The organism is Vibrio sp. ArtGut-C1, from assembly GCF_002105475.1.
In the GTDB taxonomy this organism is placed as follows: Bacteria; Pseudomonadota; Gammaproteobacteria; order Enterobacterales; family Vibrionaceae; genus Vibrio; species Vibrio diabolicus.
In genome coordinates this window covers 69261-92605 of record NZ_NCTH01000003.1, presented here as the reverse complement: position 1 = coordinate 92605, position 23345 = coordinate 69261, and the positions used below count along the sequence as shown (strand labels likewise).

The window sequence follows — 23345 nt, the reverse complement described above, 5'->3', positions numbered from 1 at the left end:
ATTACGTTTCTGAGGAGTGCACATGGACGTCATTCAACCTTGCATCAAAATTCAAGTTCACACCAAATACATCGAAGAACAGTCCAATCCTGAGCTACAACGCTACGTTTTCGCCTATATCATCACCATCAAAAACCTTAGCCAACAAACCGTGCAGTTAGTGAGCCGTCGCTGGTTAATCACAGACTCGAATGGCAAGCAAATGACGGTTGAAGGTGATGGTGTGGTGGGTCAACAACCTTTTATTCCAAGCAATGATGAATACACGTACAGTAGCGGAACCGCGTTAGAAACCCCTGTCGGCGTTATGCAAGGGCACTACAAAATGCTGGATGAAAAAGGACAGGAGTTCATCACCGAAATTGAACCCTTTCGTCTTGCTGTTCCAAATGTTTTAAATTAGTAAATTGGAGATTCAGTGGCTACCTATATTGTTGGCGATATTCAAGGCTGTTTTGATGAATTGCAGCGACTACTAGAAGAAGTCTCTTTCTCTGCGAAAAAAGACCAACTTTGGCTCGCTGGTGATTTGGTCGCCAGAGGGCCTAAATCACTAGAAACTTTACGCTTTGTGAAGTCGCTTGGCAAAAGCGCAACCGTTGTGCTTGGTAATCACGACCTTCACCTGCTCGCCGTTGCTCACGGGATAAAAAAGGTCAAAGACAAAGATAAAACCGCGCCTATTTTCACAGCACCCGACAAAGAAGATCTATTAGCATGGCTAGCTCAGCAACCTCTTATGGCTGAGCATGACGAGTTCGTGATGTGTCACGCTGGTATATCACCGCAGTGGAATCTAAAAACCGCAAGAAAATGTGCCCGCGAAGTTGAACGCATCATCCAAAGTGAAGAGCTGCCTTGGCTCTTAAAAAACATGTACAGTAATCAACCTGATTCCTGGGATGACTCTCTACAGGGTTTGGACCGATACCGTTATATTATCAATGCTTTTACGCGGATGCGCTTTTGTTTCCCCGATGGTCGTTTGGATATGGATTGTAAACTACCACCACAACAAGTTTCCGGTAACGAACTTATTCCATGGTTTGATGTACCTCAGCGCGTTCACCTCAATAAAACGGTGTTATTTGGTCACTGGGCTGCACTACAAGGCCATGTAGACGAAGAGATCATCGGTCTGGATACTGGCTGTGTTTGGGGCGGAAGCCTAACCATGATCCGTTGGGACGATAAGAAAATCTTTACTCAGGATGCGTTAAGTTAAACACGGAATAATAGTCGATAATCCATCGTAGGGAGAATGCCTGTCACCTAACATCTCCTGTAGGGTCATTCCAGCGAGCCTTAGCGAGACTAGGAATCTAATATCCGCACGCTGCGGGTAGATAGAGATACCTTTGACAACAAAGTACTCGTATAGAAGATCCTGAATCACGCTCCTCCGTCGCTTTCAGGATGATGGCAGGCCGGGATGGCCGCTCGCTGTTATACGAACGGCATTATCGTATTAACTACGCTGTATTAATCTCGAATTACTTTTCTAACACAGTAAAGCGCATGTTGTAGGCGTTCTTCTCATCGGCTTGATACTTTTCTGAGTAAGTTTCCTTAAACTCGTCTCCCCAATCTGGGAACTGAGTATCACCATCAATCGCGGCTTCAATGTGTGTTACATATAGTTTATTGGCCATCGGTAGGCAAGCTGCGTAAATCGCACCACCACCAATGATCATCACTTCTTCCACGTCACCAGCCACGTCCAAAGCTTGCTCAATCGATGTTACGGTAGTGACGCCTTCGATCTTTAGTGTCTCATCACGGCTGATAACAATATTCAAGCGACCAGGTAAAGGGCGACCAATAGACTCATAGGTTTTGCGTCCCATCACAACCGGTTTTCCCATGGTGCAACGCTTAAACCAAGCGAAATCAGCGGGAAGATGCCAAGGCATTTGATTGTCTTTGCCAATGATGCGATTGTCGGCCATCGCGGCAATCATACTAATGATCATGTTAGGTCCTTATACAATAGGTCTGCGGCGATAGAATAACAGCCCTGGAACAGCAAGACCAACAGCTAAACCTGCAATAATAAACATGGCCTTAAGAAAGTTCTCCATACAAGTTGCAACGAGCTCAGGTGAATAACCAATATGGTTGATCTCAACCATGGCTATCATTGCTTTGTATGCAAACACGCCAGGTACCATCGGGATCAAAGCTGCCACAGTGAACACTTTTGGGTGCGCGAGAAAGCGGCGAGACCAGTATACCCCGATCATCCCAACTAGCGTCGCGGCAAAAAAGGTCGCCCATTCAATGGGAATACCAAACTGCATCATCAAATAACGGCTGCCGTGTCCAATCGCGCCGCCAACAGCGCAATACACTAAAGCTCTTTGTGGCACGTTAAAAACCAGTGCAAATCCAACTGCGGGAATCGCAGCGAAAAACATGTCATTCAGCAGGCCAAGCATCAAATCAAACAAACTCATTAGATTGCCCACCCCCAAATTCCAGTAACGCTCATCGCAGCAACGATGCCCAAACACGTCGCCAACGTCAGTAAGCTGGCCATCACAAACCGGGCAATCCCCATGTTAATGTGCCCTTTCAGCATGTCTGCCACTGAGTTAATCAACGGGAAACCCGGTACAAGCATTAATACCGACGATGCCATTGCAACGGTGGGCATATTGCCGATTTGGTAGATTTCCGCTTGCGCAGAAATTAGGGTCGTGACAAAGGCGGTCGCTGCAAAGTTCAGTAAAGGGTTAAAGTGACGATGACCAATTTCTTGGCGAACGATCATGCCACCAGCTGATGCTAAAAAGGTCATAACAAATACCCCCCAATCGCCACCAGCCAGATGACTGAATGCCGCACATGACAAGCCAATCATAAACACCACCAGCCAGCGGTTATAACGCTCTGGACTGATGGCGTTCAGCTTTTTCTGCGCCATGGTTTCATCGAGCAGCCCACGCTCCATCATGATGCAGATACGTTGAATTTGCGTAATAACGCGCATATTAATGCCACGATCGGCACAACTTCGGGTGGTGGTGATGCAGTGTCCATCCATTACCGTCGTTACAACCAGTGCATTGGCTGATAGCGCAACCGCAACTTCATTAACCCCACAAGCAAGGCCAATACGGCGCATAATATCGCTCACCAGAGTACTTTCAGCACCATGAGCGAGTAGCATTTGCCCGGCTTGGGCAACAAGGCGAGAAATAGATCGTTGAGTGGATACCGCCAACTCTCCAGACGGTATGGTTTCTAGAGTCATAAATCAGTCTAATTCCTTTTAGGGTGTTGCTCATTCATACGCGAGAGGTCCAAACTAGCCCTCAAAAATCACGACGTATCGGCTATTGTGCCGTAAATCACACCATCTAAATATGATTTAGATACAAAAAAAGCCGCAATAAATAATTGCGGCTTAATGAATTATTGGTAAACAGGCATTGTTTGACGGTTCTGATTAGTCACGAACGTAGACAACGTGACCGTCATCTTCTTCATCGTCCCAGTCATCCCAATCGTCGTCGTCATCTTCAGTGATAACGTCTTTACCCGCCATCGCATCTTTATGGTAGTCATCCCACATGAAGTTAACTTTATCTTCTTCAGCCACTTCTTCCTCTTCGCGAGGTAGATTATCCATAAAGTCAGCCAGTTTGTAACAAAGCTCTTTAGTGCCGTTGCGGTTGATCGCCGAGATCTTAAAGTACTCGTCTTCCCAGCCTAGTGCGTCTAAGATTTCTTGGATCTTCTCATTCGCTTCTTCTTCAGGCATTAAATCAACTTTGTTGAATACTAACCAGCGTGGCTTGCTTGCCAGTTTTTCACTGTATTGCTCTAGCTCATCAATGATCGTTAGTGCATTTTGCACCGGATCAGACTGATCAATTGGCATAATATCGATCATGTGCAGCAACACTCGGCAACGCTCTAAGTGCTTCAAGAATCGAATACCAAGACCAGCGCCATCTGCTGCACCTTCGATAAGACCTGGAATGTCTGCAACAACAAAGCTTTTCTCTGGTACGACACTCACTACGCCCAAGCTTGGGATCAACGTCGTGAATGGGTAATCAGCGACTTTTGGTTTTGCTGCTGAGACTGCGCGGATAAAGGTTGATTTACCTGCATTAGGTAGACCAAGCATACCAACGTCAGCAAGAAGCAATAGCTCAAGGCGAATTTCACGTACTTCACCTTTTGTGCCTAATGTTCTTTGACGAGGCGCGCGGTTTACTGAAGATTTGAAACGCGTGTTACCTAGACCGTGCCAACCGCCTTTTGCGATCATCACTTTCTTACCGTGTTCAGCAACTTCTGCCACGATTTCATTTGTGTGGATATCCACTGCGCGCGTACCTACAGGCACACGAAGAACGATGTCTTTACCACGTTTACCAGTACAGTTACCACCGCGGCCATTCTCACCACGCTCCGCTTCGTAGAAGCGCTGGAAACGATAATCAATCAGAGTGTTAAGGTTTTCATCGGCTTGGATATAAACATCACCACCGTCGCCACCATCACCGCCATCAGGGCCACCTTTAGTGATGAACTTTTCACGCCAGAAACTCACAACGCCGCTACCGCCGTCGCCAGCCTGAACTTTTACTACCGCTTCATCTACGAACTTCATCTTTTACTCCGACTACTTCGTGCGTGGATTAAATCTACTTTGTCATCTGACAATTTTAGCAGATGACAGATCTAAGCTCCCAGCCCACAAATAAGGTGGAAACGAGAAACTTCGATATGTCGACTGCCATAAATAAAAAACCCCGCCGATTCGGCAGGGCTTTTGAATTCAGCTTAAAGCTATTAAGTAACTTGGTAAAAACCTAATTACTCAGCTTCGATGCTTACAAACTTACGGTTCTTAGGACCTTTCACTTCGAACTTCACTTTACCTTCAGTAAGAGCGAATAGAGTGTGGTCTTTACCGATACCTACGTTGTTACCAGCGTGGAACTTAGTACCACGTTGACGAACGATGATGTTACCTGCAAGTACAGATTCACCACCGAAACGCTTAACACCTAGACGTTTGCTTTCTGAATCGCGGCCGTTACGAGTAGAACCACCAGCTTTTTTGTGTGCCATTGTTAAACTCTCCTAATAGATTAAGCGTTGATACCAGTGATCTTCACTTCAGTGAACCACTGACGGTGACCCTGTTGCTTACGAGAGTGCTTACGACGACGGAACTTAACGATTTTAACTTTATCGCCACGACCGTGTTGTACAACTTCAGCAACAATTTTGCCGCCCTCTACAAGAGGAGCACCAACTTTGATGTCTTCGCCGTTAGCAACAAGAAGAACTTTATCAAATTCTACAGTTGCACCAGTTTCAACGTCTAATTTCTCTAAACGAAGAGTTTGACCTTCGCTTACACGGTGTTGTTTACCACCAGATTGGAAAACAGCGTACATATTTTACTCCGCTTTTTCCGCACAGCCTTTCTTGAGGGTGTGCGCTAAACTAATCATCAATAGGGCGCAGATTCTACAGAATAGATGCTCCTATGACAAGCCATATTTTGAAAAAATTGGCGAAAAGCTAATCGCCAAAGAAAAGTGCGGCAATCATGCCCTTTAGTAATGTATTAATCAACGTTTTTTAGTGTATTATTCGACAATTATATAAATCGAATAAGCCTTGCAGGGTCTAACTTCAGCCGGATATACGATGGATTTTAAAACTATCCAAGCGCTTACTGCCGATGACATGGCAAAAGTGAATGAAACAATTCAAGCCCAACTTAATTCTGATGTCTCTTTAATCAACCAGCTCGGTTTTTATATCGTGAGTGGTGGAGGCAAACGTCTGAGACCGCTTTTAGCGATACTGTCAGCCCGCGCACTTGGTTACCAAGGCAACGGTCATACAATGGCAGCTGCGTTTATTGAGTTCATCCATACAGCGACTTTGCTGCATGATGACGTGGTCGACGAATCAGACATGCGCCGCGGTAAAGCAACTGCGAATGCTGCATTTGGCAATGCTGCTAGCGTGTTAGTTGGGGACTTTATCTATACTCGCTCATTCCAAATGATGACGGAGCTAGGATCCATGAAGATCCTTAAGCTAATGAGCAACGCCGTAAACGTGATCGCCGAAGGTGAAGTTCAGCAGTTGATGAACTGTAACGATCCTGACACGACAGAAGAAAGCTACATGCAAGTCATCTACTCTAAGACAGCACGCTTATTTGAGTCTGCAACTCAAATTGGCGCAATCTTAAACGATGCTCCTGAGCATGTTGAAATCGCAATGCAAAATTACGGTAAGTATTTGGGTACTGCGTTTCAGCTTATTGATGACGTCATGGATTACACCTCTGATGGCGAAGACATGGGTAAAAATGTGGGGGATGATTTGGCTGAAGGCAAGCCAACTTTACCTCTACTTCACGCTATGCGTAATACCACGCCAGACAATGCCCTCATGATTCGCGAAGCAATTGAGAAGGCCAATGGCATGGATCGCTTAGAAGAAATTCTCGCGGTGATGAAAGAGGCCGGATCTCTGGAATACACGACGCAAAAAGCACTAGAAGAAGCAGACAAAGCAATCGAAGAACTATCAGTATTGCCGGAATCTGAATACAAGCAAGCGCTTATTACTCTGGCTCATGTCGCGGTACAACGCACGAAGTAATCATAGCAACCCATAACGCAAGACTTAAAACAAAAAGGAAGAGCAAGCTCTTCCTTTTTTGTATCTGATACCTAATGCCGTGATAGGCGCTAGTAATATCTGTCACTACCGCCATGCAGTTGTGGGTCATCTTCTATTTCATCAAAGCTAACCGCAATCTGCTGATCAGAGCCTTGTTTCGACAACAGTACCGTCTCTGCTTCACGGTCGACCACCAATATCGTACCTACGCCCTGCTGGCACTCAACAACCATGCCTTTACGGATTCGACTTGCTTCCATCATCTTCTCCTTCACCACGTTGTTTTGATCAAGTAATTTTACGAAGCAGAGAAGCCAAAGATCAAAAAAGCCGATCATTTTGATCGGCTTTCTTCTTATTCGAGCTTTCTAGATTACTTTGCGAATTCAACACCAATGTTGATGTCGCCATTTAGTGTTTCTAGCATACCGTCTAGTGCAGACTTTTCGTAGTCGCTGAGTTTGCCGTAGCTTAGTACTTCTTCTACGCCTTCTTTACCCAGTTTCACAGGCTGTGCGAAGTAAGTCGCATGTTCACCGTCGCCTTCAACGTATGCACATTCAACTACGCCTTCTTCTCCTTGAAGAGCACGAACTAGAGACAGACCAAAGCGACATGCAGCTTGGCCCATTGATAGTGTTGCACTACCACCACCCGCTTTCGCTTCTACAACTTCAGTACCTGCGTTTTGAATACGTTTCGTTAATGCTTCTACTTCTTCAGCTGTAAACTCAACGCCTTCCACTTGAGACAGTAGAGGTAAGATCGTTACGCCAGAGTGACCACCGATAACAGGTACGCGAATGTCACCTGGATCTTTGTCTTTTAGCTCTGCAACGAATGTTTCTGAACGGATAACATCCAGTGTTGTTACACCGAACAAGCGACGCTTATCGTAAACACCCGCTTTTTTAAGTACTTCAGCGGCAATTGGCACTGTTGTATTTACCGGGTTTGTGATGATACCAACACAAGCTTTCGGACAAACAACCGCAATCTTCTCCGCTAGCGACTTAACGATACCAGCATTTACATTGAATAGATCCGCGCGATCCATACCAGGCTTACGAGCAACACCTGCAGAAATCAGCACAACATCCGCACCTTCTAGTGCTGGAGTAGGATCTTCACCCGCGTAACCTTTGATAGAAACTGGCGTCGGGATGTGGCTAAGATCAGCAGCCACACCAGGAGTTACTGGAGCAATATCGTATAGGGCTAAATCAGAACCAGCAGGAAGACGGTTCTTAAGTAGAAGGGCCAGGGCTTGACCGATGCCACCAGCGGCACCAATAACGGCTACTTTCATGTAGTTCTCCTTGAGAGTATTTCTCTTATAAACGTATTCGTAGGGTAGTTTGTAACCAACTTAAATAAAGCTATCGGAATCACAACTTGATTACAATCAATTAACGCTAGCTTTGCGACCTCGCGCAACTCGCTGTTACCGTGCTACAAATGGGGCTTGGATTATTCTTTTATTCTGTTGAAATGACAAGGAATTCAAGAAAACAAAAACAGCCCTACTTCATATAGTTAAAGAATTCCATGTGGTATATAGTTTACAGTGACGTAACTAACATAATACTGGGACTCTTTGGCACCGCATGAATATATATGCGAGAATATGCAAAATTGCTGACCCGTAATAAGAGATTCGTAATGACTATGCGCAATTCAGAAAAACAAGACAACTTAGTCCGCGCCTTTAAAGCCCTGTTAAAAGAAGAGAGCTTTGGCTCACAGGGTGAGATTGTTGATGCACTCAAACAACAAGGATTTGAAAGCATTAACCAATCGAAAGTATCACGCATGCTGACTAAATTTGGCGCCGTCCGCACACGCAATGCAAAAATGGAAATGGTTTACTGCCTTCCTGCTGAGCTAGGCGTACCGACTGTAAGCAGCTCTTTGCGTGAACTGGTGCTAGACATTGACCATAACGCGGCATTAGTTGTTATCCATACTGGCCCTGGTGCTGCGCAGTTGATTGCTCGCTTGCTTGACTCACTGGGTAAATCCGAAGGTATTCTTGGTGTTGTTGCAGGTGATGACACTATCTTTATCACTCCAACGATGGCGATTACGACTGAACAGTTGTTCAAATCAGTGTGTGAACTGTTCGAATACACTGGCTAAGTTCTTTCACATTTAGATCAGCTAACTCTTTGTGGGCTATAAAAGAAATCTCATTTTGTAGCCCATGATTTATGTAAATTTTTTCTTATCCAGACCATTATTTAACCACCTATTTTGTGATTAACATCACGCAATTGATCTTTTTCACTTCGTTCACTTAATACTTATTAAGTGTTTGTTATAAAAAGAATTAAATCACAAATCTAACACTATCCTCCTGCACAAGATTCAGACTTATCAACTATAACATTTAACAATTGGATAATTTTCTGCCAATTTTTTGTTATGATTCGCTCGCTTTTTCAAACGATTGGATTGGAAAAGATGCCGTTTCCAAATAGGAAACTCCAGAAGTGATTTATGGTTATTTCCGGGTAAATAATGAATATAAGGAAGGGAAATTCATGGCATTTAACAAACTTCTCAAAGTAGGCGCTATCGCTGCAGCAGTAATGGGTGCAGGCGCAGTTAACGCTCAAGAGTTTATTACTATCGGTACTGGCTCTGTGACAGGTGTTTACTACCCTACTGGTGGTGCTATCTGTAAATTGGTCAATAAAGGTCGTAAAGAACACAACATTCGTTGTTCAGTAGAATCGACTGGCGGCTCTATTTACAACGTTAACACTATCCGTGCTGGCGAGTTAGATTTTGGTATCGTGCAATCGGATTGGCAGTACCACGGCTACAACGGTACGAGTAAGTTTGCGGAACAAGGCCCGTACAAAAAGCTACGTGCAATGTTCTCTCTTCATACAGAACCTTTCAACATCATTGCTCGTGCAGATTCAGGTATCGAAAACGTTGAAGACCTAAAAGGTAAGCGCGTAAACATCGGTAACCCTGGCTCTGGTGACCGTGCAACCATGGGCGTTGTTATGGAAGCGATGGGCTGGACAAACGACAGCTTCAAATTGGCTTCTGAGCTAAAGGGCTCTGAGCGTTCTCAAGCACTTTGTGACAACAAAATTGACGCATTCATTTACATGGTGGGTCACCCGAACGGTTCAATCAAAGAAGCAACAACATCATGTGATGCTAAGCTAGTTTCTGCAACTGGCCCGAAAATCGATAAGATTGTTGCTGATAACCCATACTACGCCTTTAGCTCAGTGCCGGCTGGCATGTATCGTGGCACAGACAAAGACGTAAACAGCTTTGGTGTTGCAGCAACGATGGTTACAACAGCAGACGTTTCAGACGATGTCGCTTACAACGTTGCAAAAGCCGTGTTTGAAAACTTCGATACGTTCAAACGTCTACACCCTGCGTTTGCAAACCTGAAAAAAGAAGACATGGTGAAAGCGGGTCTATCTATCCCTCTTCACCCAGGTGCAGAAAAATACTACAAAGAAGTGGGTCTACTTAAGTAACTTCCTCAGACTCCAAACTCACAGGCAGGAAAAGATGGTTTTCTGCCTGTTTGAGCATGCAGGTTGTAGCACGTGCTAACTGCATGCTTCATTCGCCAGTTTTCTTCCGAAAATTGCGAGTTCATACCCAAGAAAAACTTAAACGCCGCCTAGCAGAGTCTCCAAAATTCAACACTTTGAGTTCAGGCAGCAAAATACTCGAAAGCAAACTTCGCTCCATTCGCTACACTGATAAAGGCGAAGTGTGGTTCTCGATAAAAATCCGACAGGACCATCAATAATAAGGAAAAAGTACATGGCGACGAATCAAGCTCCGTCACAAGATGTGCAAGAAATGGTGGCTCAGGCAGACACAGGTGCACGTAGCCCCTCGGGAATGCAAGGACGAATCCTTTGGTTTGTTCCTCTGTGTTGGTCACTATTTCAATTATGGTACGCATCTCCGCTACCATTTATTTTTAATTTCGGCGTACTGAACGACACGGAAGCGCGATCAATCCACCTCACTTTCGCGATCTTCTTGGCTTTCACTGCTTATCCAGCGATGAAAAATTCCCCTCGCGATCATATCCCTCTTGTCGATTGGATATTGGCGCTAGCAGGTAGTTTTTCTGCGGCATATATTTACCTTTTTTATACCGAGCTAGCTGGACGTTCCGGTGCACCAACAACGGCAGATATCGTCGTTGCTGTCATCGGTATGGTTCTCCTTTTAGAGGCAACACGCCGAGCGCTCGGTCCACCACTGATGGTGGTTGCTGCTGTCTTCCTTACTTACACCTTTGCAGGCCCTTACATGCCCGATGTCATCGCGCATAAAGGAGCGAGCTTAAACAAGGCCATGTCTCACTTATGGCTAACAACGGAAGGTGTATTCGGTGTCGCATTAGGCGTTTCAACCTCTTTTGTGTTCTTGTTTGTATTGTTTGGCGCCATGCTGGAACGTGCTGGCGCAGGTGCTTACTTCATTAAAGTCGCCTTTTCTTTACTGGGTCATATGAAAGGTGGTCCTGCAAAAGCGGCCGTTGTTGCATCTGGTTTATCCGGGCTTGTTTCTGGCTCTTCAATCGCAAACGTGGTAACCACTGGTACCTTTACCATTCCATTGATGAAACGTGTCGGTTTTCCGGGCACCAAAGCGGGAGCCGTTGAAGTTGCTGCCTCAACCAATGGTCAGTTAACGCCACCAATCATGGGCGCGGCGGCATTCTTGATGGTGGAATATGTCGGTATCTCCTACGTTGAGGTGATTAAGGCTGCCCTACTTCCGGCACTTATCTCTTACATCGCTTTGATTTACATCGTTCACCTTGAGGCGTGTAAAGCGGGTATGACAGGTCTTCCTCGTCGCCACAACCCAACGTTAGTACAAAGTTTGCTTTCCTTTACTGGCACAATCTTAGGACTGTGTGTGATCAGCGCATTGGTTTACTACGGAGTGGGTTGGACGAAAGATGTCTTTGGTGATGCCGCGACGCCAATTGTTACGGTTGCCCTGTTAATTGCGTACGTTGGCTTGGTGAAGATCTCAGCGAATCATGTGCAAGATGGCGCAATTGAGATTGATGCAGAGTTAACAGAAGTACCAGATCCTGGCCCAACGGTTAAATCTGGTTTGCACTATCTACTGCCTATCGTTGTATTGGTTTGGTGTCTGACTGTAGAGCGCTTCTCGCCAGGTCTTTCAGCATTCTGGGCAACGGTGTTCATGATTTTCATTTTGCTGACTCAGCGTCCATTGATTGCTCTGTTATCAAAGCAAGGTGACATGATGCAGAAAACCAAAGATGGCTTCGTCGATCTGGCTGAGAGCTTGGTTGCTGGCGCTCGCAATATGATTGGTATCGGCGTTGCAACGGCAGCGGCAGGTACCGTAGTTGGGGTCGTCACCCTAACGGGTATCGGCCTGGTCATGACGGACTTCGTCGAGTTTATCTCTGGCGGTAGCATCATTCTTATGCTGCTGTTTACTGCAATAATCAGCTTGGTTCTTGGGATGGGTCTACCGACAACGGCGAACTACATCGTCGTCTCTACGTTGATGGCACCGGTTATTGTCACGCTAGGTGCAGCACATGGCTTGATCATCCCACTCATTGCGGTGCACTTGTTCGTTTTCTACTTTGGTATTTTGGCCGACGACACCCCACCCGTAGGTCTTGCGGCATTTGCGGCGGCTGCGATTGCTAAATCAGACCCAATTCGTACCGGTATCCAAGGCTTTACTTACGATATTCGAACCGCCATTTTGCCATTCATGTTTGTGTTCAATACCCAACTACTGTTGATGGGGATAGACTCTTGGTGGCATTTAGCACTCACGGTCATCTCATCGATCATTGCGATGCTGATCTTCTCCGCCGCAACACAAGGATGGTGGTTCACACGTAACAAGTGGTGGGAAACCGTTCTATTATTAGTACTGACATTTTCGTTTTTCCGTCCTGGTTTTTGGTGGGACATGCTGTATCCAGCGAAAGTTCTTTCTCCTGGCGTTGAGGTAGCTCAAATCACGGAAACGCTAAATGTAGGAGAATCATTGGAGCTACGTGTTGCCGGCGAAAACCTTGAAGGCGACTACATCGAGAAAACGGTTCGTCTTCCATTCGAAGACAGTGCGACAACAGCGGAAGCACGTATTTCGTCTATGGGTCTGATGCTGACCGAAAGCGACAACAAAATGATTGTAGATATGGTCGAGTTTGGTAGTCCGGCAGAGTCTGCAGGTATCGACTTTGATTGGGAGATCAAGTGGGTTATCCAAGATGCAGAACGTCCGATGAAAGAATGGGTATTTGTGCCATGCTTAATGATTTTGCTGGTGCTTGCCATGAACCAAAAACGTCGTGCTCGTAAGGAACAATTGAGCGCATAACCGATTTGGCCCCGAGGACAAGGGGCCTTAGTGAGAGACATTGAATGTACAAACAAATTCTTGTTCCGGTTGATCTAAATGACCAAGGCTTTTCAGACCGAGCGGTTGAACTAGCGGTTTGGCAGGCAAAGCAAGCGAATGCGCAAATCCACCTTCTAACAGTACTACCTGGTATTCACATGTCGATGGTTGCTACATACTTCCCAAAAGATGCAGCAGCCAAAATGAAGCAAGACGTGAAGCAGCAATTAAAAGCTTTTGCCAATAAGCATATTGCTGAAGATGTGGTGTACCAAGTGCATGTTGCTGAGGGCAAAGCCTACGCGACGATTCTTGATTATGCAGAGCGCTTGGGCGCTGATCTCATCATTATGCCAAGTCACAAGCGTTCTAAAATCAATAAAGTAATGCTTGGCTCTGTCGCAAGTAAGGTCGTGGAATATTCTCCAATCAATGTGATGGTCGTGAAACCGCAAGCGCAAGGTTAAACAACTAAAGAAACGAAAAAGGACGCTAACATTAGCGTCCTTTTTATATTGAACAAGTAAGGATTATGCCATTACTGGGTAATCGGTATAACCTTCTGCTCCACCTAAATAAAAGTGCTCAGGTTTTGCCTCATTAAGAGGTGCATTTTTCTTAAATCGCTCAACTAAATCAGGGTTGGCGATAAATGGAACGCCAAATGCGACCACATCAACTTGATTTTCTGCAATTGCCGTTGTCGCTTCTTGTGCACTGTAGCCCACGTTGGCCATTAGGTAACCTTGATAGTTTTCGCGTGCTGGCTTGAGAACATCTGCTTTTTGTACGCCCTTTAGATCCGCACGCATCACGTGCCAATAAGCAAGATCGAAAGCATTAAGTTGCTTAGCTAAGTAACGAACCAAGCCAACCGGATCGCTGTCTTTCATGTCATTAAATCCATTTAATGGTGATGTGCGCAGCCCTACTCTTCCAGGTCCCCATACCTCGACCACTTCTTTAACTATCTCAAGTAAAAAACGGGCACGATTTTCGACTGAGCCACCGTATTCATCAGTACGTAAATTCGATCCATCACGAAGAAAGTTATCGATAAGATAACCATTGGCGCCATGTATCTCCACACCATCAAAGCCTGCTCTCTTAGCGTTTTTCGCACCTTGCTTAAACGCTGCCACAATGGAAGCTATCTCATCCACTTCGAGTGCTCGTGGTACCGTATATGCTTGCTTACCTGAAGGGGTATGAACTAACTCATCACGAATGGCTAGTGCGCTCGCTGCAACAGGCGTTTTCCCATCATTCAGTTCAGGATGACAAGCGCGTCCCGCATGCCAAATTTGCAATACGATCTTACCGCCTCTTTCATGAACCGCATCCGTTACCTTTTTCCAAGCTGCAATTTGTTCTTCGTTATAAATGCCCGGTTCTGCCATAAAAGCAGACGTTCCTTCCATCACCATGGTGCATTCAGCAATGATAAGTCCAGCACTCGCGCGTTGAGCATAGTACTCAACCATAAGGTCATTCGGGATATGATCTGCGCTGGCACGAGCGCGCGTTAAAGGGGCCATAATGGCACGGTTATCTAATGCTAATTGACCGAGTTCGATAGGAGAAAATAAGTCTACAGAGTTGGACATGTTGTTTACCTCAAATGACAATAACTTGATGGCTAAGGATGAAGAGCCAGACTATAATCAGATCAATATTGAAACAATATGGATAATTGAAAGTGATTGTTCGAAATTTAGAAACAATTGACTTTAGGACGCTCTCTATCTTTGTCACAAGCTGTCGACTACTGAGCTTAACCAAGTGCGCGCTGGAGTTAAACCTACCAAAATCTACTGTTAGTAAAGCCATAACCAAACTCGAACAACACTTTGAAGCCAAGCTCCTAGAGCGCACGACCCGAAAGTTGGTGATTACCGAAGCTGGTCAAATGGTTTTAGAGCGTGCTGCAAGCTTAGTTGAGGAATTTCACTCGATTGGTCAAGACGTTCAAGAAATGGAACAGCAGATCCAAGGTCGGCTTCGCATTGCTGCGCCGCCAGCCTTGGATGCGTATATGGCTGAGCACATCTTTTTACCATTTTTAAAACAATGGCCAAAAGTACAAATTGCGTTAGAAGCATCGAACGATTTTGTTGATCTGTTTTCACACGGTTTTGATATGGCAATTCGAGTCGGCCAGATCGTCGATGATCGACTGATTGCTAAAAAATTGGGTTACACCACCCGAGTATTGGCCGCCAGTCCTGAGTATTTAGCTGAGTGTGGCGTACCTAAAACGCCAGAAGATCTGACAACACACAACTGTTTGAGATATCAGTATGTTTCAGAGATAGGCCCTTGGACGTTGATTTCGCAGGACAACACGGTCAACGTCTCAGTAAGCAGTAACTTCTCTAGCACCACCGTAGAAGCGGTATTAAAAGGCGCGCTCAAAGGATTGGGAATCGCTAACTTACCTATGCAAAACATGACGCAAGAGCTGGAAAATGGCTCCTTAGTCAGAGTCTTACCTCAATGGCACACGGTACCAATGCCCATTTATTTAGTCTATCGTCCTGGCGCAAACCGAACGCGACGAGTACAAGCGATGATTGACCATATCATGAGCCTAAGATCTCAATTTGAATTTGGTCCTCGACATGGTTTGTGTTGCGGAGAAGCATAACCCAGCCACCATTGAGCATTAGCGTGCGGCTCGGATAAATGCCGCAAGCTTCTCACTAGCATGCTGCTCACTCAATGCAGACATACTATCCGCCGCTTCCACTTTGCCATCAGCCACAAACACAAAGTGGCTGGCAATGGCTTTGGCATCGCTTAAATGGTGCGTGACCATCAATACGGTTATTCCCCGCTCTGCCGCCAGTTTTTTTACCAAGCTCAGCATCTCTTCACGTAAAACCGGATCAAGCGCCGAGAAAGGCTCATCCAACAGCCACATGGGATGAGGCTGAACAAAACAACGCGCCAAGGCAACACGTTGACGCTGCCCTCCAGAAAGGTGCTCAGGCAAACGGTCGAGGTACTCTGCAACGCCAACTTGCTGCGCCGCTTGTTCAACCTGACGTTTTTGGTCTACCGTAAGCTTTAGCCCTGGGTGTAAACCTAAGCCAATGTTGTCACGCACCGACAAGTGAGAAAACAAGTTATGCTCTTGGAACAGCATGGAGAAAGGACGCTGATAAGGCTCTTTGTGCACAATCGACTCACCATCAACCCGAATGTCACCTTGGTCAGGATGGATAAACCCAGCCACCAACGCTAGCAACGTCGATTTTCCAGCCCCACTTGGTCCCATCAGCGACACTATCTGACCTTGCTCAATCGTTAAATCAAAACGAAACAGCTCACGTTGGTAGGTGTACTGCACATCATCCAACACTAACATTACGCTCTCTCCTTCGTTTTCAATACTTTCTCAATCAAGGCAAAACAGCCCACACTCAACAACAACAAGGTCACCGATACCACCGCAGCCGCGTCCATCTGATAGCTGCCAAGTAACTGGAACAAATACAGAGGTAAAGTTCGGAACTCTTGTCCACCAAACAACGCAATAGCACTTAAATCGCCAATCGCAAACATAAAGCTGATCGCAAACGCATGTGCGAATGGCTTGCGCAGCGCCTGCCACTCCACCACTTTAAAGCGTTGCCAGCCACGCATGCCTAAGCTGGCACACACATACTGGTATTGCTGCTCGATGTGCAGCATTGGCTGTGCCAGCGTTTTGATCACGTAAGGCAAAGCCATCAAACCATTTACCAAAATCACAACAAAAAACGCCAAGCTAAAAACATCGGTAAATGATCGCAACAGCAAGAATAATCCGGTGCTAATCACCAAACCAGGAGTCACCAAAATAATGGTGCCGATTAGCTCAATCTGATCGGCTCGCGTATTTTTGTACTGCAACCGCCAACGGCGACTGGTCAACAATATAGACACGCCCGCAGCGACCGCAAGCGCACTGGCTAACCCTGCCACTTTGAGTGAGTTAGATAACGCAGACCAAAAACGTTCATCGGTTAACACCGTCCAAACTTGTTGGTTGATGCCACTCAGTAACACCATCAATAACGGTGGTATCACCAGTAAAAAGGCACCTATGATCCAAAAGCTATCCCAAGCTTTTGACCACCCATGATCCTTCGTTAAATATTGCTGTACCGATGTGCTGCCAGCACTGATAGAAACAGGCTTTGTTAACTTCTGCACTCCAATGGCAAGCAGTCCACATAACAGCATCTGCCACAGCGCCAATAACGCCCCAGCTTGTAAATCAAAATCAAACTTAATCGCTTGGTAAATTGCCAATTCAATGGTGGTAGATTTTGGCCCGCCCCCCAACGCCATTACAGTGGCAAAACTGGTGAAGCACAACATAAATACCAAGCCACAAACGTGGGGAAGTTGCTGCCTTAAACGCGGCCATTCCACCCAACGAAACTTATTCCAATGGTTCATACCTAAATGCGCACACAGCTTATGTTGCTCGGCAGGAATAGATTCTAATGCTTGCAACAGCAAGCGCGCAGCATAAGGTAAATTAAAGAACACATGGGCGAGTAAAATGCCGTTCAAACCGTAAATAGAAAATGGCAGTTTGCTATCGAAACTCTGTAGCCACTGCGCTAACAAACCGCTGTTGCCATAAATCGCTAATAGCCCGAAAACACCAACCAAAACAGGCAAAACTAGCGTCGATGCAAACAGCTTAAGCAGTAATGATTTACCAATAAATTGGCGACGCGAAAGCGCGTGCGCAACTGGAATGGCCAAGCCAACACTGAGCAATGTGGAAAGAAAAGCTTGGTAAAAGCTGAACTTGGTGACATGTTGATAATACGGGTCGTCCCATACCACAGACACATCAAGTGAAGGGGCTTGAACAATCAAAGCACCTAGGGCAGAAACAACAAAGGTCGCGATGATCATCGCGACCCCTAAACCTATTTTTGGAACAGAATTCAAAGGTAAAACCTATCTCATTCAGATGAGGGGTGGAACGTCAGCTAAAACGTCAGTGCGCTTTGCCATTCGCGAATCCAAGACTTACGCATTTTTGCCACTTCATCAGCACTAAAGCTCAACGACTTGTTTGGAACGCTCAAGGTTTCAAAACCTTTAGGTAACTCAACGTCAGTAACAGGGTACATCCAGTTACCCGTTGGCATCGCTGACTGGAACTCATCACTTAAAATGAAATTCATAAATTGATCAGCAAGTTCTGAATTTTTTGCCCCTTTCACTTTAGCGGCGACTTCAACTTGCATGTAGTGACCTTCAGCAAAATTCGCCGTCGCAAACGTTGAATCGTTTTCCGCAATTAAGTGGTACGCAGGTGACGTAGTGTAAGAAAGCACTAAGTCTGACTCGCCGTTAAGGAACATGGAATACGCTTCTGACCAACCTTTCGTGACCGTTACGGTTTTGCTCGCTAGCTTCTGCCACGCTTGCGTCACATCGTCGCCATAGATGGATTTCATCCACAGCATCAAGCCTTGGCCCGGCGTTGACGTACGCGGATCTTGATAAATCACTTTCAAATCGTCGCGCGTTTCCACCAGCTCTTTCATGCTTTTCGGCGGATTAGCCAGTTTCTCTGTGTTGTACACAAATGCGAAGTAGCCGTAATCGTACGGTACAAACGTCGTATCGCTCCAACCATTTGGTAACACTGTGTTGGCCGTATCCACATTGTGCTCGGTAAGCAGACCGGTTTTCTTTGCTTCTGCCATCAGGTTGTTATCCAGACCTAACACGATGTCGGCTTTGCTATTACCGCCTTCAAGACGAAGACGATTCAGGATCGATACACCATCGTCCAACGCTACGAAGTTAACGTCACAGCCACATTTTGCTTCAAAAGCTTGCTCGATTTTAGGACCCGGCCCCCAATCTGCGGCAAAAGAATCGTAGGTATAAATAGTTAATGGGTTTTCAGCAGCAAACGCTGAAGTAGAGGTAATTGCAGCTAAGGCAATCAGACTTGAAGTGGTTTTCACTGCTCGCTCTCCATGAGTATTTCAGAGAAATAAGTTGAGCGGCACAGGGTTGAGGCGGCTATTAAGGACTTCCAATATCCAGACTCAATTCCTACGCCAGCATTATCTGGTTCAGGTAATACGGGTCCCTAGTTAAGAACTTAGGTCTCAGCGCCCAAATGCATTGATTGACTCAATGCTAAATGGGTTTGCTCCCCGATGAGTTGGATGGATTGTAAAGGTATTTGAGTGGTTACACAATCAGCTCACGAACGCTGGTCATAACCCCAACGAGGCACTAAACCTTGCTCGATACCTAAGTGGTCGAGAATTCTCGCCACCATAAAATCCACTAAGTCTTCAATGCTCTTTGGCTGATGGTAGAAACCCGGAGCCGCTGGCATGATGGTGACGCCCATTTGCGATAGCTTGTGCATGTTCTCCAGATGCAGCGTTGAAAATGGTGTTTCGCGAACGACGAGCAACAACTGCCCACGCTCTTTCATTACTACATCAGCGGCCCGTTCGATCAAGTTGTCCGACATACCGTGTGCTATGGCCGCAACGCTTCCCGCAGAGCATGGGCAAACCACCATTTGCTTGGGTGCAGCAGAACCAGACGCAACCGGCGAGAACCAGTCATCTTTACCGCAAACGGTGATGTTATTTGGGTCACAGTTGAGGTGTTCCACCAACGCTTGCTTTGCGGCTTCTGGCCCACTTGGCAACTTAAGGTTGTGTTCGGTTGCCATCACGACACGAGCCGCCGAAGAGATCAGAACGTAGACATGATAATCCGCCGCGACCAAACATTCTAAAAGGCGCAGACCATAAGGCGCACCAGATGCTCCAGTTAACGCTAAAGTGATGGCTTTTTCTGCTTGCTGCTGTTTGTTTTGCATAAAATCAGACTTTTTGTTTAAGTTGCTCGAGAATCTTGCCGTGAATACCGCCAAAGCCACCATTACTCATGACTAGAATTTGGTCACCTGGTCGCGCACGTTCGACGATCTTGGCTACAAAGTTATCTATATCCGCATCGACAAACGCTGGCTGTTTACATTGGTCGGCAATGTCTTGCACAGACCACTCGATATTATCTGGCTGGAACAAGAAGACTTCATCTGCACTGCGTAGTGACTCTGCAAGTGTATTTTTGTGTACACCACGCTTCATGGTAGCAGAACGCGGCTCTAACACAGCAAGGATGCGTTTTTCACCTACCTTGTTACGCAAACCACCGACAGTGAGTTCAATTGCCGTTGGGTGATGCGCAAAATCATCGTAAACCGTGATGCCTTGTTCTTCACCTTTGAGCTCTAAACGACGCTTAGTGTTGATGAAACGGCCCAGAGCCTGACACGCAAGCTCCGGCGTTACGCCAACGTGTCGCGCCGCGGCAATCGCCATCAGTGCATTATCAACGTTATGATCACCCACCAAATCCCATTCGACGGTACCGACCTTCTCGCCTTGCAGAGCAACTTCAAATTTTGAGCCATCGACCACTAATTTGTGCGCTTGCCAGTCGCCATCAACACCTGAAAACTGCTTTTCTGTCCAGCAACCACGCTCTAATACATCCGCCAAAGCTTGGTCTTGCTTCGGAGCTAAGATTAAGCCATTGCCGGGAACCGTTCGCACTAAATGATGGAATTGGCGCTTGATCGCCTCTAGATCATCGAAGATGTCAGCATGATCAAACTCAAGGTTGTTCATGATTAAGGTTCGAGGATGGTAGTGCACAAACTTAGAACGCTTATCGAAAAAAGCACTGTCATATTCGTCCGCTTCAACGACAAAAAACATGCTTTCTCCCAAACGAGCAGAGACTCCAAAGTTACCAAGAACTCCACCAACTAGGAAACCAGGTTGATAACCGCAGTCTTCGAGTATCCAAGCCAGCATGCTCGACGTGGTCGTTTTACCGTGTGTACCCGATACCGCCAATACCCAGCGATCGTGCAGCAAAAACTCGTTGAGCCACTGCGGACCAGAGGTGTAGCGCATGTTGGTATTGAGCACATGTTCAACACATGGGTTACCACGGCTCATGGCATTACCAATCACCACAAGGTCTGGTTGAGGGTCGAGTTGAGACGAGTCGAAGCCTTCAATAATTTCAATACCTTGAGACTCAAGCAACGTGCTCATCGGTGGGTAAACGTTGGCATCAGAACCAGTGACTTTATGCCCTAATTGGCGCGCTAAAATCGCAGCGCCGCCCATAAATGTGCCACAGATACCCAAGATATGAATGTGCATAAACTAAACCTTGTAATGCGTTCTTTAATGCTTTCATTATCGCGATCACAACCAGAAAAGCGAGAGACTTTAGCCTTCTTCTTGCAGTCCCTTTCACAAATATGACAAGGTTGAACACAGACTGTACAACCTCTTGCTTACTGATGAATCGCTCAAACAAGTCTACAAATAAATTGAGATCTCAAACAGTTACTTCATTACCATTAAAAAGATCTGCGACTTAAACTTACATCCAGCGCAATCGTTTAACATCCATAAAGAGATGCTCACTTGCGCACTACCCCCAATGAAATGAAAATGTAAGGATTAACCATGTCAGGACTGCGCACCCTAGGCGAGTTCATTGTCGAAAAACAAGCGGATTTCCCCCACGCTAGCGGTGATCTATCATCCCTTTTAGCCTCCATTCGTTTAGCTGCAAAAATCGTTAACCGCGAAATCAACGCAGCGGGTCTCGGTGATATCACTGGTGCTGTAGGCACGGAAAATGTCCAAGGTGAAGACCAGCAAAAGCTCGATGTTTACGCGAACGATAAGTTCAAAGCCGCGCTTGAAGCTCGTGACCAAGTGTGTGGCGTTGCCAGTGAGGAAGAAGACGAAGCGGTTGCTTTCAACAAAGAGCTCAACCAAAACGCCAAATATGTGGTACTGATGGACCCACTTGATGGTTCTTCTAACATCGATGTGAACGTCTCTGTCGGTACTATCTTCTCTATTTATCGCCGTGTTTCACCTATTGGCACACCAGCGACAGAAGAAGATTTCCTTCAGCCTGGTCATAAGCAAGTTGCCGCTGGTTACGTGATTTACGGTTCATCAACCATGTTGGTTTACACCACGGGTAACGGCGTAAACGGCTTTACTTACGACCCATCTATCGGCAGCTTCTGCCTTTCTCATGAAAACATGATGATCCCAGAAGAAGGCAAGATTTATTCGATCAACGAAGGTAACTACATTCGCTTCCCTCAAGGGGTAAAGAAGTACATCAAGTACTGCCAAGAGAATGTGCCAGAAGACGGTCGTCCATACACTTCTCGCTACATTGGCTCATTGGTTGCTGATTTCCACCGCAACTTACTGAAAGGTGGTATCTACCTTTATCCTAGTACGCAAAGCCATCCTCAGGGCAAACTGCGTCTGCTTTATGAATGTAACCCTATGGCGTTCTTAATTGAGCAAGCGGGCGGTATTGCATCAGACGGCGTCAATCGCATCATGGATATCAAACCAACCGAATTGCACCAACGTGTGCCTTTCTTTGTTGGTTCTAAGAACATGGTTCGCAAAGTTGAAGAGTTCCTTGAACTGCACCGCGACGAAGAATAATTTCAGACCTTTGTCCAACGCGGCAGGTGTTTACCTGCCGCGTTTTTGTCGCTAAAGTGAAACGCGAATTTATCATCAGATGAAGCCGCTTCTGTGTGACTCATCGTTAATGAAAAGGAATATTCTAATGAGCTTAAACCATGTGCCAGCAGGCAAGTCGCTGCCTGAAGATATCTATGTCGTGATCGAAATTCCTGCAAATGCAGATCCAATCAAGTACGAAGTAGATAAAGAATCTGGTGCGGTATTTGTCGACCGTTTCATGTCTGCACCAATGTTCTACCCATGTAACTATGGCTACGTGAACAATACGCTGTCTCTTGATGGCGACCCAGTCGACGTACTGGTACCAACACCATACCCACTAATGCCAGGTTCAGTGATTCGCTGCCGTCCTGTTGGCGTTTTGAAGATGACGGATGAGTCAGGTGAAGACGCAAAAGTGTTTGCGGTTCCACACACCAAAATCTCGAAAGAGTACGATCACATCCAAAATGTGGACGATATCCCAGAACTACTGAAAGCGCAGATCACGCAATTCTTTGAGCGTTACAAAGAGCTTGAAGCAGGTAAATGGGTGAAAGTGGATGGTTGGGCAGATGTTGCTGCCGCTAAAGCTGAAATCCTAGAATCTTACGAGCGCGCTCAGAAAAAATAAGCATCACGGCTGATACAAAATTTAAAAGAGCTGCTTTAGGGCAG

At 46.1% G+C, this 23345-nt stretch carries 24 protein-coding genes and 1 riboswitch; of the genes, 10 read left to right on the top strand and 14 right to left on the bottom strand.

The window, feature by feature from the left end; genetic code table 11:
* The first annotated feature begins 22 nt into the window (after positions 1 to 22).
* Positions 23 to 403 carry a Co2+/Mg2+ efflux protein ApaG gene (gene apaG / locus B7360_RS03710; protein ID WP_005379668.1) on the top strand — a complete coding sequence of 127 codons (381 nt, stop codon included), beginning with the start codon at positions 23 to 25 and terminating at the stop codon, positions 401 to 403.
* A 15-nt stretch (positions 404 to 418) separates the two neighbouring features.
* Positions 419 to 1225 (top strand): symmetrical bis(5'-nucleosyl)-tetraphosphatase, encoded by an 807-nt coding sequence (locus tag B7360_RS03705; RefSeq protein ID WP_085342741.1) that lies wholly within the window; start codon positions 419 to 421, stop codon positions 1223 to 1225.
* Between the two features lie 268 nt (positions 1226 to 1493).
* On the opposite strand, the gene folA is transcribed toward B7360_RS03705, so the two are convergent.
* The 6 genes from folA to rplU all read right to left on the bottom strand — a co-directional run bounded on the left by folA (position 1494) and on the right by rplU (position 5423).
* Positions 1494 to 1973: a type 3 dihydrofolate reductase gene (gene folA, locus B7360_RS03700; RefSeq protein WP_046874034.1), complete on the bottom strand. Its 480-nt coding sequence runs from the start codon at positions 1971 to 1973 to the stop codon at positions 1494 to 1496.
* A gap of 9 nt (positions 1974 to 1982) precedes the next feature.
* A complete protein-coding gene (locus B7360_RS03695; protein WP_005392295.1) occupies positions 1983 to 2456 on the bottom strand; it encodes a threonine/serine exporter family protein in 474 nt (157 codons plus the stop codon).
* Positions 2456 to 3256: a threonine/serine exporter family protein gene (locus tag B7360_RS03690; RefSeq protein ID WP_085342740.1), complete on the bottom strand. Its 801-nt coding sequence runs from the start codon at positions 3254 to 3256 to the stop codon at positions 2456 to 2458. The genes B7360_RS03695 and B7360_RS03690 overlap by 1 nt, the downstream gene beginning before the upstream one ends.
* A 195-nt stretch (positions 3257 to 3451) precedes the next feature.
* The gene (gene cgtA, locus B7360_RS03685; RefSeq protein WP_005383091.1) at positions 3452 to 4627 is read right to left on the bottom strand and encodes an Obg family GTPase CgtA; all 1176 of its coding nucleotides are present in this window, start codon (positions 4625 to 4627) and stop codon (positions 3452 to 3454) included.
* A 206-nt stretch (positions 4628 to 4833) separates the two neighbouring features.
* A complete protein-coding gene (rpmA, locus tag B7360_RS03680; RefSeq protein ID WP_005383095.1) occupies positions 4834 to 5091 on the bottom strand; it encodes a 50S ribosomal protein L27 in 258 nt (85 codons plus the stop codon).
* A gap of 20 nt (positions 5092 to 5111) precedes the next feature.
* Positions 5112 to 5423, bottom strand: a complete 312-nt coding sequence (gene rplU, locus B7360_RS03675) for a 50S ribosomal protein L21 (protein ID WP_005383096.1) — start codon at positions 5421 to 5423, stop codon at positions 5112 to 5114.
* A gap of 256 nt (positions 5424 to 5679) precedes the next feature.
* Between rplU and ispB the strand changes: the two genes are divergently transcribed.
* Complete coding sequence (ispB, locus tag B7360_RS03670) at positions 5680 to 6651, top strand: octaprenyl diphosphate synthase (RefSeq protein WP_005392297.1); 972 nt, start codon at positions 5680 to 5682, stop codon at positions 6649 to 6651.
* Between the two features lie 89 nt (positions 6652 to 6740).
* Here ispB and B7360_RS03665 read toward each other — a convergent pair whose 3' ends face one another.
* Both B7360_RS03665 and mdh read right to left on the bottom strand, forming a co-directional pair.
* On the bottom strand, positions 6741 to 6932 hold the full coding sequence (locus B7360_RS03665) for a hypothetical protein (RefSeq protein WP_005392299.1): 192 nt from the start codon (positions 6930 to 6932) through the stop codon (positions 6741 to 6743).
* 113 nt (positions 6933 to 7045) lie between these two features.
* A complete protein-coding gene (gene mdh / locus B7360_RS03660) occupies positions 7046 to 7981 on the bottom strand; it encodes a malate dehydrogenase (protein ID WP_005392300.1) in 936 nt (311 codons plus the stop codon).
* A gap of 359 nt (positions 7982 to 8340) precedes the next feature.
* Between mdh and argR the strand changes: the two genes are divergently transcribed.
* The 4 genes from argR (at position 8341) to B7360_RS03635 (ending at position 13547) form a co-directional block, all read left to right on the top strand.
* On the top strand, positions 8341 to 8811 hold the full coding sequence (gene argR / locus B7360_RS03655) for a transcriptional regulator ArgR (RefSeq protein WP_031780246.1): 471 nt from the start codon (positions 8341 to 8343) through the stop codon (positions 8809 to 8811).
* Positions 8812 to 9215: 404 nt separating this feature from the next.
* On the top strand, positions 9216 to 10184 hold the full coding sequence (locus tag B7360_RS03650; RefSeq protein ID WP_005392302.1) for a TAXI family TRAP transporter solute-binding subunit: 969 nt from the start codon (positions 9216 to 9218) through the stop codon (positions 10182 to 10184).
* 295 nt (positions 10185 to 10479) lie between these two features.
* Complete coding sequence (locus B7360_RS03640; RefSeq protein WP_085342739.1) at positions 10480 to 13059, top strand: TRAP transporter permease; 2580 nt, start codon at positions 10480 to 10482, stop codon at positions 13057 to 13059.
* Between the two features lie 44 nt (positions 13060 to 13103).
* Positions 13104 to 13547, top strand: coding sequence for a universal stress protein (locus B7360_RS03635; protein WP_085342738.1), 444 nt, complete (start codon positions 13104 to 13106; stop codon positions 13545 to 13547).
* A 63-nt stretch (positions 13548 to 13610) separates the two neighbouring features.
* On the opposite strand, the gene B7360_RS03630 is transcribed toward B7360_RS03635, so the two are convergent.
* The gene (locus tag B7360_RS03630) at positions 13611 to 14687 is read right to left on the bottom strand and encodes an alkene reductase (protein WP_006742959.1); all 1077 of its coding nucleotides are present in this window, start codon (positions 14685 to 14687) and stop codon (positions 13611 to 13613) included.
* Between the two features lie 92 nt (positions 14688 to 14779).
* On the opposite strand from B7360_RS03630, the gene B7360_RS03625 reads away from it, so the two are divergent.
* Positions 14780 to 15727, top strand: coding sequence for a LysR family transcriptional regulator (locus tag B7360_RS03625; protein ID WP_006742960.1), 948 nt, complete (start codon positions 14780 to 14782; stop codon positions 15725 to 15727).
* 18 nt (positions 15728 to 15745) lie between these two features.
* Here B7360_RS03625 and thiQ read toward each other — a convergent pair whose 3' ends face one another.
* The 5 genes from thiQ to mpl form a co-directional block, all read right to left on the bottom strand.
* A complete protein-coding gene (gene thiQ / locus B7360_RS03620) occupies positions 15746 to 16450 on the bottom strand; it encodes a thiamine ABC transporter ATP-binding protein (RefSeq protein WP_047009041.1) in 705 nt (234 codons plus the stop codon).
* Positions 16450 to 18036 carry a thiamine/thiamine pyrophosphate ABC transporter permease ThiP gene (gene thiP, locus B7360_RS03615; RefSeq protein WP_079882924.1) on the bottom strand — a complete coding sequence of 529 codons (1587 nt, stop codon included), beginning with the start codon at positions 18034 to 18036 and terminating at the stop codon, positions 16450 to 16452. The genes thiQ and thiP overlap by 1 nt, the downstream gene beginning before the upstream one ends.
* A 41-nt stretch (positions 18037 to 18077) precedes the next feature.
* Entirely contained in the window at positions 18078 to 19070 is a 993-nt protein-coding gene (gene thiB / locus B7360_RS03610) for a thiamine ABC transporter substrate binding subunit (RefSeq protein ID WP_047009039.1), read from the bottom strand.
* 71 nt (positions 19071 to 19141) lie between these two features.
* A riboswitch (TPP riboswitch) is annotated at positions 19142 to 19278 on the bottom strand.
* A gap of 37 nt (positions 19279 to 19315) precedes the next feature.
* A complete protein-coding gene (locus B7360_RS03605; protein ID WP_006742964.1) occupies positions 19316 to 19951 on the bottom strand; it encodes a flavin prenyltransferase UbiX in 636 nt (211 codons plus the stop codon).
* A gap of 4 nt (positions 19952 to 19955) precedes the next feature.
* Positions 19956 to 21314, bottom strand: a complete 1359-nt coding sequence (gene mpl / locus B7360_RS03600) for a UDP-N-acetylmuramate:L-alanyl-gamma-D-glutamyl-meso-diaminopimelate ligase (RefSeq protein WP_085342737.1) — start codon at positions 21312 to 21314, stop codon at positions 19956 to 19958.
* A 312-nt stretch (positions 21315 to 21626) separates the two neighbouring features.
* On the opposite strand from mpl, the gene fbp reads away from it, so the two are divergent.
* Positions 21627 to 22643, top strand: coding sequence for a class 1 fructose-bisphosphatase (gene fbp, locus B7360_RS03595; protein WP_005392321.1), 1017 nt, complete (start codon positions 21627 to 21629; stop codon positions 22641 to 22643).
* A 127-nt stretch (positions 22644 to 22770) separates the two neighbouring features.
* A complete protein-coding gene (gene ppa / locus B7360_RS03590) occupies positions 22771 to 23301 on the top strand; it encodes an inorganic diphosphatase (RefSeq protein ID WP_085342736.1) in 531 nt (176 codons plus the stop codon).
* Positions 23302 to 23345 lie beyond the last annotated feature (44 nt).

Coding starts and splice junctions, on each gene's coding strand:
- apaG (WP_005379668.1), top strand. CDS start 23: ATGGACGTCATTCAACCTTGCATCAAAATTCAAGTTCACACCAAATAC.
- folA (WP_046874034.1), bottom strand. CDS start 1,973: ATGATCATTAGTATGATTGCCGCGATGGCCGACAATCGCATCATTGGC.
- B7360_RS03695 (WP_005392295.1), bottom strand. CDS start 2,456: ATGAGTTTGTTTGATTTGATGCTTGGCCTGCTGAATGACATGTTTTTC.
- B7360_RS03690 (WP_085342740.1), bottom strand. CDS start 3,256: ATGACTCTAGAAACCATACCGTCTGGAGAGTTGGCGGTATCCACTCAA.
- cgtA (WP_005383091.1), bottom strand. CDS start 4,627: ATGAAGTTCGTAGATGAAGCGGTAGTAAAAGTTCAGGCTGGCGACGGC.
- rpmA (WP_005383095.1), bottom strand. CDS start 5,091: ATGGCACACAAAAAAGCTGGTGGTTCTACTCGTAACGGCCGCGATTCA.
- rplU (WP_005383096.1), bottom strand. CDS start 5,423: ATGTACGCTGTTTTCCAATCTGGTGGTAAACAACACCGTGTAAGCGAA.
- ispB (WP_005392297.1), top strand. CDS start 5,680: ATGGATTTTAAAACTATCCAAGCGCTTACTGCCGATGACATGGCAAAA.
- B7360_RS03665 (WP_005392299.1), bottom strand. CDS start 6,932: ATGGAAGCAAGTCGAATCCGTAAAGGCATGGTTGTTGAGTGCCAGCAG.
- mdh (WP_005392300.1), bottom strand. CDS start 7,981: ATGAAAGTAGCCGTTATTGGTGCCGCTGGTGGCATCGGTCAAGCCCTG.
- argR (WP_031780246.1), top strand. CDS start 8,341: ATGCGCAATTCAGAAAAACAAGACAACTTAGTCCGCGCCTTTAAAGCC.
- B7360_RS03650 (WP_005392302.1), top strand. CDS start 9,216: ATGGCATTTAACAAACTTCTCAAAGTAGGCGCTATCGCTGCAGCAGTA.
- B7360_RS03640 (WP_085342739.1), top strand. CDS start 10,480: ATGGCGACGAATCAAGCTCCGTCACAAGATGTGCAAGAAATGGTGGCT.
- B7360_RS03635 (WP_085342738.1), top strand. CDS start 13,104: ATGTACAAACAAATTCTTGTTCCGGTTGATCTAAATGACCAAGGCTTT.
- B7360_RS03630 (WP_006742959.1), bottom strand. CDS start 14,687: ATGTCCAACTCTGTAGACTTATTTTCTCCTATCGAACTCGGTCAATTA.
- thiQ (WP_047009041.1), bottom strand. CDS start 16,450: ATGTTAGTGTTGGATGATGTGCAGTACACCTACCAACGTGAGCTGTTT.
- B7360_RS03605 (WP_006742964.1), bottom strand. CDS start 19,951: ATGCAAAACAAACAGCAGCAAGCAGAAAAAGCCATCACTTTAGCGTTA.
- mpl (WP_085342737.1), bottom strand. CDS start 21,314: ATGCACATTCATATCTTGGGTATCTGTGGCACATTTATGGGCGGCGCT.
- fbp (WP_005392321.1), top strand. CDS start 21,627: ATGTCAGGACTGCGCACCCTAGGCGAGTTCATTGTCGAAAAACAAGCG.
- ppa (WP_085342736.1), top strand. CDS start 22,771: ATGAGCTTAAACCATGTGCCAGCAGGCAAGTCGCTGCCTGAAGATATC.